The sequence below is a fragment of the Phenylobacterium sp. genome, assembly GCF_041691455.1.
Classification (GTDB): Bacteria; Pseudomonadota; Alphaproteobacteria; order Caulobacterales; family Caulobacteraceae; genus Phenylobacterium.
Window position 1 is genome coordinate 67,918 of record NZ_JBEPUO010000017.1, and the last position, 6,000, is coordinate 73,917.

Consider the following 6,000-nt stretch of genomic DNA (forward strand, 5'->3'; position numbering starts at 1 on the left):
GTGAGGAGCCACCGGAGATCCCGATGCGCCTTTCCCTGATCGCTGCCGCCGCCGTCGCCTGCCTGGCGCTCGGCGCCTGCTCCCAGAAGACCCAGAACGACGCCGCGGCGGCGGGCGATCACGCGGCCGCCGCCGCGGACCGCGCGGGCGACGCCACCGTGTCCGCAGCGCATGACGCCGCGGCCAACACCTCGGCCGCCGCCAACACCGCCGCCGCCGACACCTCAGCCGCCGCCGCCAAAGCCGGCCGCAAGATGGACGCCGCGGCTGACGCGGCCGCCAAGCAGAAGTAGCGCGGGCCGGCGGCGCGCCGGGAGGCTCCACGGGAGGGCTTCACAGAAGGGTCGGCGTCGGGCCTGCTGTGTGGCGGGCTGTCGCGGGGGAATTTCATGAAGCGCTTGTCGGGTGTCCTGGCCGGATTGGCGGCGTCGGCGCTGCTGGCCGGGGCCTCGCAGGCGGCCGATCCGCCGCCGCCGTCGGTGGGCTGGTGGAGCGGCTACCTGGCGAACGCCCAGCTCGTGCGGTTGCCGGACGGGCGCCAGATGCACCTCTATTGCGAGGGCGCGGGCGGTCCGGTCGTGGTGCTGGACGCCGGGCTCGGCGACGGGGCCTGGAGCTGGAACTCGGTGCAGGACCAGATCGCGACCCGCACCCGGGTCTGCTCCTACGACCGCGCGGGCTATGGCAGGAGTTCGCCGGGACCGGCGCCGCGGGACAGCCGCGCGATCGTCGGCGACCTGGCCGCGACCCTGAAGGCCGCGGGCCTGCGTGGGCCCTACATCCTGGTCGGCCATTCGCTGGCTAGCTTCGACGTGCGGCTCTTCGCCTTCACCTATCCCAAGGACGTGGCTGGCGTCGTGCTGGTCGATCCCTCGGCCGACTGGCAGATGAAGCGGATGTCGGAGGCCGCGCCCAAGCTCGCGGCGCAAACCGAGGCGGCCTATGGCGGGATGCGTCCGTGCGCCGAAAGCCCCCGGCCGCCGGAGCGCGCCAAGCTCTGCGTGTTGGGCGCCCCCGGCCCGTCGCCGGAGGCCCAGGCGTTCCTTGTCGAGGCGCGGGGCCCTGCCTACTACCGCGCGATGCTGGGCGAGATGGAGGTCTTCGCCAAGGACGACAATGACCAGCTGGTCGCCGCGCGCGAGGCCCGCGGGCCAAGGCCGCTCGGCGCCAAGCCGCTGGTCATCCTGACCGCCGGCAAGAGCGCGAGCCCGGGCCTCACGCCGGAGGAGCTGGAAGCGGTGCACAAGGTCTGGGTGACCATGCACGACGAGATGGCCGGCCTCTCGAGCCGCGGCGTCAACCGCATCGTCGAGGGCTCCGGCCACTACATCCACCAGGAACGGCCGCAGGTGGTGGTCGACGCGGTGTTCGAGGTGCTGGACGCCGCGCGCCGCTAGGCGAGGCCCTCAGCGGCGTCGCGGCGAAGATTCATCGGCGGGGTGAACCGAAGTTTCACCGTAATGCGGCAAGCTCTTCGCGGACCGAGGAGCTTCGACCCATGGACAACATCCAGGAGACCGCCCGCGGGACCGGCGGGACGCGCGGCGGCGGGGCGCTGGGGCGGCTGATGGGCCTGTGGATCGCGGCCTGCGCGGTCGTCATCGTGCTGGGCCTGAACCGGATGTACCCGCAGTACGGCGAGCGGCTGTCCTACGCCTTCCGCGATCCGGCGATGGCGCTGACCAAGCCGTTCGCGACCTGCAAGATCGCCAACGCCGCCGGCTATTTCAATATTCCGCGCGACTCCTCGGCCTATGTCCGCTGGCAGGACGAGGACAACGACGGCATGGCCTGCGAACCCGCGCCCGGCGTCGCGACCGGCCGGCTCGAGCTCATCCAGAAGCGCCTGACCGCGCCCATGCCGAAGAGCTCAGCGTCCGCGGTCAGCTAATCAGGCGACGGACGGCGCCGGAACGCCGCCCGCCGGGAGATCCTATTTCTTCGCCGGCGCCGCGGCCGGGGCCTTGGCGTCGGAGGCGGCGGCTTCGGCCTTCTTGGCCATGTGCTTCTTCTTGGCGTGATGCGCCTTGGCCTTTTCGGGCGGGTTCGGGATGGGCTGCATCGTGCCCGTCTGGGCGAGGGCGGCGCTCGCCATGAAGGCGGTGGCGACGAGCGCCAGGCCGATCGTCTTGAGTTTCACGTCTGTCTCTCCCTGTCGCGGCCCGGTCCCGTTCGGCCGGACTCACAACCCTCACGGTAGTCCAGAGCGGGGCGGCTGTGGAGATGGGCCCAGATGAAAACCGCCGGGGCCCTTTCGGACGCCCGGCGGCTTGAAGTTCAGGTCCTGCGACCGGCGGTGGATCAGGCGGCTTGCAGCGCGACCTGCGAGCGGCGGCGGCGGAGCATGCCGCCGGCGAAGCCCAGGCCCAGGATGGAGAGCGCCCAGGTCGAGGGCTCCGGCACCGAGCCGGAGATGTTGAACGTGCCCGAGCCGGTGGCGGCGCCCAGGCTGTAGGCGCCGGTGAACTGGGTCGGGTAGCCCGGGAAGTTGGCCACGGCGTCGATCGCCGCCTGCTGCTCGGCCACGGTGGTGCAGCCGCAGGGATCGTTGGCGAAGGAGTTGCCCGAGCCGCGGCCGACCAGGCCATCGACCAGCTGGTTGGCCGGGCCTGAGGTCACGAAGATGTCGTCGCTGGTCCAAAGGGTGTGGTCGGCGCCGGCGAGCACGCCTTCATAGTCGGCGCTGTAGGTGTAGCTGCCGACCCCGAAGCCGAAGCCCAGCGCATCGCCCGGATCGTTCGATTGCGCGGTGAACGACAGCTGGTCGATGGAGAACTGCGCGCCGTTGCCGTCGATCTTGATGCCGAACAGCATGCGGTTGCCAAGCTCGTTGGCGAAGTTCGGGCCGAAGTTGGTTCCCGGGTCGGCCTGGCCGAGCCAGGACGGGAAGCTGGTGACGATCACCTGGCTGGCCTGCACATTCGACTGGGCGGCGTAGTAGGTCGGCGAGTTCGGGTCGCCGCGGGTCGCCTGGCCGTCATGCAGGGCGCCGACCGCGTTGGCCACATAGCCCGCGTAGGACGGCGAGCCGAAGGCGTTCGGCGCCACCGAGGTGACCACAGTGATGGTCGGCGCAACCACCGCCACCGCGTGCGCCGCGACGGGCGCCATCAGGACGGCCGCCATGGCCGCCGTCGGCAAAAGGTTCTTCATACTGTTGTTCCCCACCCCGGATACCGAGCCCGGTATCGAAAATGACGGCCCTTTAACGGGACGCGCCGGTTCAGCCGCCGAATTTCGGATAACGGGTTATCCGTAATATTGCAGAAGCTACATGAATATAGCTGACTCGCAAATCTAAACACCAGTGGGTAATTAATTGACGATTAACCAATATAAGCTTGTTCATTGTAGGTATCCAAGTTCCCGTGTGACGGGAATTCTTAGATATACAAGATTTGTGCGTGGTGCAGATTGTCGCAGCCTGCCACGACCTGGAGATCGAAAATCCGGATGTGCTTTGCAACGTCGCCCACCGGAAGTTGAGGCTTCGCCGGCCGGCGCCCATAGACCACTATTCCCTCGTCACACGGCGAAGCCCGACCTAGCTTGGCCGCGACAATAGTCAGGTTCGACCGGAGTACGGCCACGATGAGCAGACCCCAGGGAGCGGCGCGCCGCCTCGTGATGGCCGGACTGGCGATCGCGGCAGGCCTCGGCCTGGCCCGGGCGGCGAGCGCCCAGACCGTCAGCCTGCCCGGGATCCGCTACCAGGTGATGGCCTCCGGACCGCCCGCGGGCCCTCATCCGACCCGGGCCGACAGCGTCGCCATGCGCTATGTCGGCAAGCTGGAGAGCGGCGAGGTGTTCTCGACCTCCCCCGGCGACGGGAAGGAGACCGCGACCTTCGCGGTGAACGCGGTGATCCCCGGAATGAGCGCGGCGCTGCAGCTGATGCGGCCCGGCGACCGCTGGCGGATCACCATGCCGCCCTACCTCGCCTACGGCCCGGGACGGCCGTTGGCGACCGCCCAGCCGGCCAGTTCCCAGGCGATCCAGAAGCGCGGCATCCCGCCGGATGCGACCTTGATCTTCGACGTGGAGCTGGCCGCGATCCTTTCGCCCAAGGCGCCCTGAGCCCCGTTCGGCGAACGGACTCCACGCCGAAAGCGTCACCGCAAACCCTTGCGCGGCGCGGCCGGACGTGGCCCCTTAGTCCCTGATCGTCCAGACGTGCGAGCCTTGAGGCTTTGCGCGGCGAGAAAGGGCGGCAGGTGAGGTGGCGTGAACGGGGCGATGATGGAACCTCCGGTCGGCGATGAAGGACACCGCCCGGCCACCCGGTCGGGCCGCATCCTCGGACTGCTGGCCGCAGTCGGGTTCTCCATCGCCATGTGGGCCTTCCTGGCGATGGCCGTGCTGGGCCTGGTGCTCAAGTTCCTCGGCTAGGCCTCTGCTCTCTCGGAATTCCAGGCGCACAGCTCGGCTCAAGGTGTAGGGTCGCGGCATGGCCGACCTGACCGACGCCCAACTGAATGCGCTCCAGAACCTCGCCCTCAAGAAGGCGGGCAAGGATGCGCCGTTCATCAATATCGGCGCGGCTCGCGTGCTGACCGAATTGGGACTGGCCGAGCGCAGCCGCGAGGGCTGGGACATCACGCCGGAGGGCTCAGCCCTGCTGGCGCGGCGAGCGGGCCCCCCCAGCTAGGGGCGAAAACGCCACTGCGGCAAAGCGGCACAGGTCTTGAAACATCCCCTGCAGGTTGAACCGAAACAGAACAGGTTCGACGAACGCAGGAGACACGACATGGCTTTCGCCGCAGTTGTCGCGCGTACCAGCCCCCAGGGCATGGAGTACCTCGTCCGTGACACCGGGCGCGCCGAATGGGCCCTCAGCGCCCAGGCCGCCGCCCGGTTCCAGAACCTTCGGGAAGCCACCCGCGCGGCCATGCGCCTGCCGGGCCAGCTTCGGGCCTACGCGCTTCCCGCCGTTTCCTGACCGGACGCCGACCTGAGGGCGGCGCCATTTTGGTTTGCCGCCCGGCCCGCCGATAGGCGAGGATCGCCGCGCGCGCCCAGCAAGAGGCCGCGAGGAGACGATCCGGATGGCCGAACCGATCCTGGAGCCCGATCTGCCGATCGTGGATCCGCACCATCACCTGTGGGACCGGCGCAACTACGCGACCCCGCAGGCCCCCGAACATCCCTTCATGACGGCGATCGCCGACGCCCGGCGCTATCTGCTGGACGAGCTGCTGGCGGACACCGGCAGCGGCCACAACGTCGTCGCCACGGTCTTCGTCGAGTGCGGGGCCATGTACAAGACCGACGGCCCGGTCGAGATGCGGGTGGTCGGCGAGACCGAATTCGTCAACGGCGTCGCGGCCATGAGCGCCAGCGGCCTCTACGGCGAGACCCGCGCCTGCGCCGGCATCGTCAGCCGCGCCGACCTGATGCTGGGCGATGGCGTCGCGCCTGTGCTGGAGGCCCACGTCCGGGCCGGCGGCGGTCGCTTCCGGGGCATCCGCAACTCGGCGTCCTTCGAGCACGACAAGGAGGTGCTGGGCCCGCTCAACCGCGTGGAGGCCGGGCTCTATCTCTCCGACCAGTTCCGCCGGGGCTTCAAGCATCTGGCGCCGATGGGGCTTTCCTTCGACGCCTGGCTGCTGGAACCGCAGCTGCCGGACCTGATCGACCTTGCCCGCGCCTTCCCGGAAACCACCATCGTCCTCGACCACGTCGGCACGCCGCTCGGTCGGGCGAGCTATGCCGGGCGGCTGGAAGAGCGGTTCGGGATCTGGCGCGACAACATCGGCGAGCTCGCCAAGTCGCCGAACGTGGTGGTGAAGCTGGGGGGCCTGGCCATGGCCTTCTGCAACTTCCCCTCGTTCCTGGCCGAGCCCCGGGCGCCGTCCGAGCAGCTGGCGCGGGAGTGGGCGCCCTATATCGAGGCCTGCATCGGCGCCTTCGGGCCGGAGCGCTGCATGTTCGAGAGCAATTTCCCGGTCGACATGGGCAGCTGCACCTACGCCACCCTGTGGAACGCCTTCAAGCGCATCG

At 69.4% G+C, this 6,000-nt stretch carries 10 protein-coding genes; 8 read left to right on the forward strand and 2 right to left on the reverse strand.

Annotated features, from left to right (window positions below):
- Nucleotides 1-23: 23 nt before the first annotated feature.
- The 3 genes from ACESMY_RS17060 (at nt 24) to ACESMY_RS17070 (ending at nt 1,891) form a co-directional block, all read left to right on the forward strand.
- A complete protein-coding gene (locus ACESMY_RS17060; protein WP_372785817.1) occupies nt 24-293 on the forward strand; it encodes a hypothetical protein in 270 nt (89 codons plus the stop codon).
- A gap of 96 nt (nt 294-389) precedes the next feature.
- Nucleotides 390-1,397, forward strand: coding sequence for an alpha/beta fold hydrolase (locus ACESMY_RS17065; RefSeq protein WP_372785818.1), 1,008 nt, complete (start codon nt 390-392; stop codon nt 1,395-1,397).
- Nucleotides 1,398-1,498: 101 nt separating this feature from the next.
- Nucleotides 1,499-1,891, forward strand: coding sequence for an excalibur calcium-binding domain-containing protein (locus ACESMY_RS17070; RefSeq protein ID WP_372785819.1), 393 nt, complete (start codon nt 1,499-1,501; stop codon nt 1,889-1,891).
- Nucleotides 1,892-1,933: 42 nt separating this feature from the next.
- On the opposite strand, the gene ACESMY_RS17075 is transcribed toward ACESMY_RS17070, so the two are convergent.
- Entirely contained in the window at nt 1,934-2,140 is a 207-nt protein-coding gene (locus ACESMY_RS17075) for a hypothetical protein (protein WP_372785820.1), read from the reverse strand.
- Between the two features lie 161 nt (nt 2,141-2,301).
- Nucleotides 2,302-3,153 carry a PEPxxWA-CTERM sorting domain-containing protein gene (locus tag ACESMY_RS17080; protein WP_372785821.1) on the reverse strand — a complete coding sequence of 284 codons (852 nt, stop codon included), beginning with the start codon at nt 3,151-3,153 and terminating at the stop codon, nt 2,302-2,304.
- A gap of 438 nt (nt 3,154-3,591) precedes the next feature.
- Between ACESMY_RS17080 and ACESMY_RS17085 the strand changes: the two genes are divergently transcribed.
- The 5 genes from ACESMY_RS17085 to ACESMY_RS17105 all read left to right on the forward strand — a co-directional run.
- Nucleotides 3,592-4,077, forward strand: a complete 486-nt coding sequence (locus tag ACESMY_RS17085) for an FKBP-type peptidyl-prolyl cis-trans isomerase (protein ID WP_372785822.1) — start codon at nt 3,592-3,594, stop codon at nt 4,075-4,077.
- Between the two features lie 159 nt (nt 4,078-4,236).
- Complete coding sequence (locus tag ACESMY_RS17090) at nt 4,237-4,389, forward strand: hypothetical protein (RefSeq protein ID WP_372785823.1); 153 nt, start codon at nt 4,237-4,239, stop codon at nt 4,387-4,389.
- Nucleotides 4,390-4,447: 58 nt separating this feature from the next.
- The gene (locus tag ACESMY_RS17095) at nt 4,448-4,648 is read left to right on the forward strand and encodes a hypothetical protein (protein WP_372785824.1); all 201 of its coding nucleotides are present in this window, start codon (nt 4,448-4,450) and stop codon (nt 4,646-4,648) included.
- A 99-nt stretch (nt 4,649-4,747) separates the two neighbouring features.
- Nucleotides 4,748-4,939, forward strand: a complete 192-nt coding sequence (locus tag ACESMY_RS17100; RefSeq protein ID WP_372785825.1) for a hypothetical protein — start codon at nt 4,748-4,750, stop codon at nt 4,937-4,939.
- Nucleotides 4,940-5,045: 106 nt separating this feature from the next.
- The coding region (locus ACESMY_RS17105) for an amidohydrolase (protein ID WP_372785826.1) at nt 5,046-6,000 on the forward strand (955 nt) is incomplete at its 3' end.

Bases quoted from the DNA above. Each gene is read 5' to 3' on its own strand.
- ACESMY_RS17060 (WP_372785817.1), top strand. From the start codon at position 24: ATGCGCCTTTCCCTGATCGCTGCCGCCGCCGTCGCCTGCCTGGCGCTC.
- ACESMY_RS17065 (WP_372785818.1), top strand. From the start codon at position 390: ATGAAGCGCTTGTCGGGTGTCCTGGCCGGATTGGCGGCGTCGGCGCTG.
- ACESMY_RS17070 (WP_372785819.1), top strand. From the start codon at position 1,499: ATGGACAACATCCAGGAGACCGCCCGCGGGACCGGCGGGACGCGCGGC.
- ACESMY_RS17080 (WP_372785821.1), bottom strand. From the start codon at position 3,153: ATGAAGAACCTTTTGCCGACGGCGGCCATGGCGGCCGTCCTGATGGCG.
- ACESMY_RS17085 (WP_372785822.1), top strand. From the start codon at position 3,592: ATGAGCAGACCCCAGGGAGCGGCGCGCCGCCTCGTGATGGCCGGACTG.
- ACESMY_RS17090 (WP_372785823.1), top strand. From the start codon at position 4,237: ATGATGGAACCTCCGGTCGGCGATGAAGGACACCGCCCGGCCACCCGG.
- ACESMY_RS17095 (WP_372785824.1), top strand. From the start codon at position 4,448: ATGGCCGACCTGACCGACGCCCAACTGAATGCGCTCCAGAACCTCGCC.
- ACESMY_RS17100 (WP_372785825.1), top strand. From the start codon at position 4,748: ATGGCTTTCGCCGCAGTTGTCGCGCGTACCAGCCCCCAGGGCATGGAG.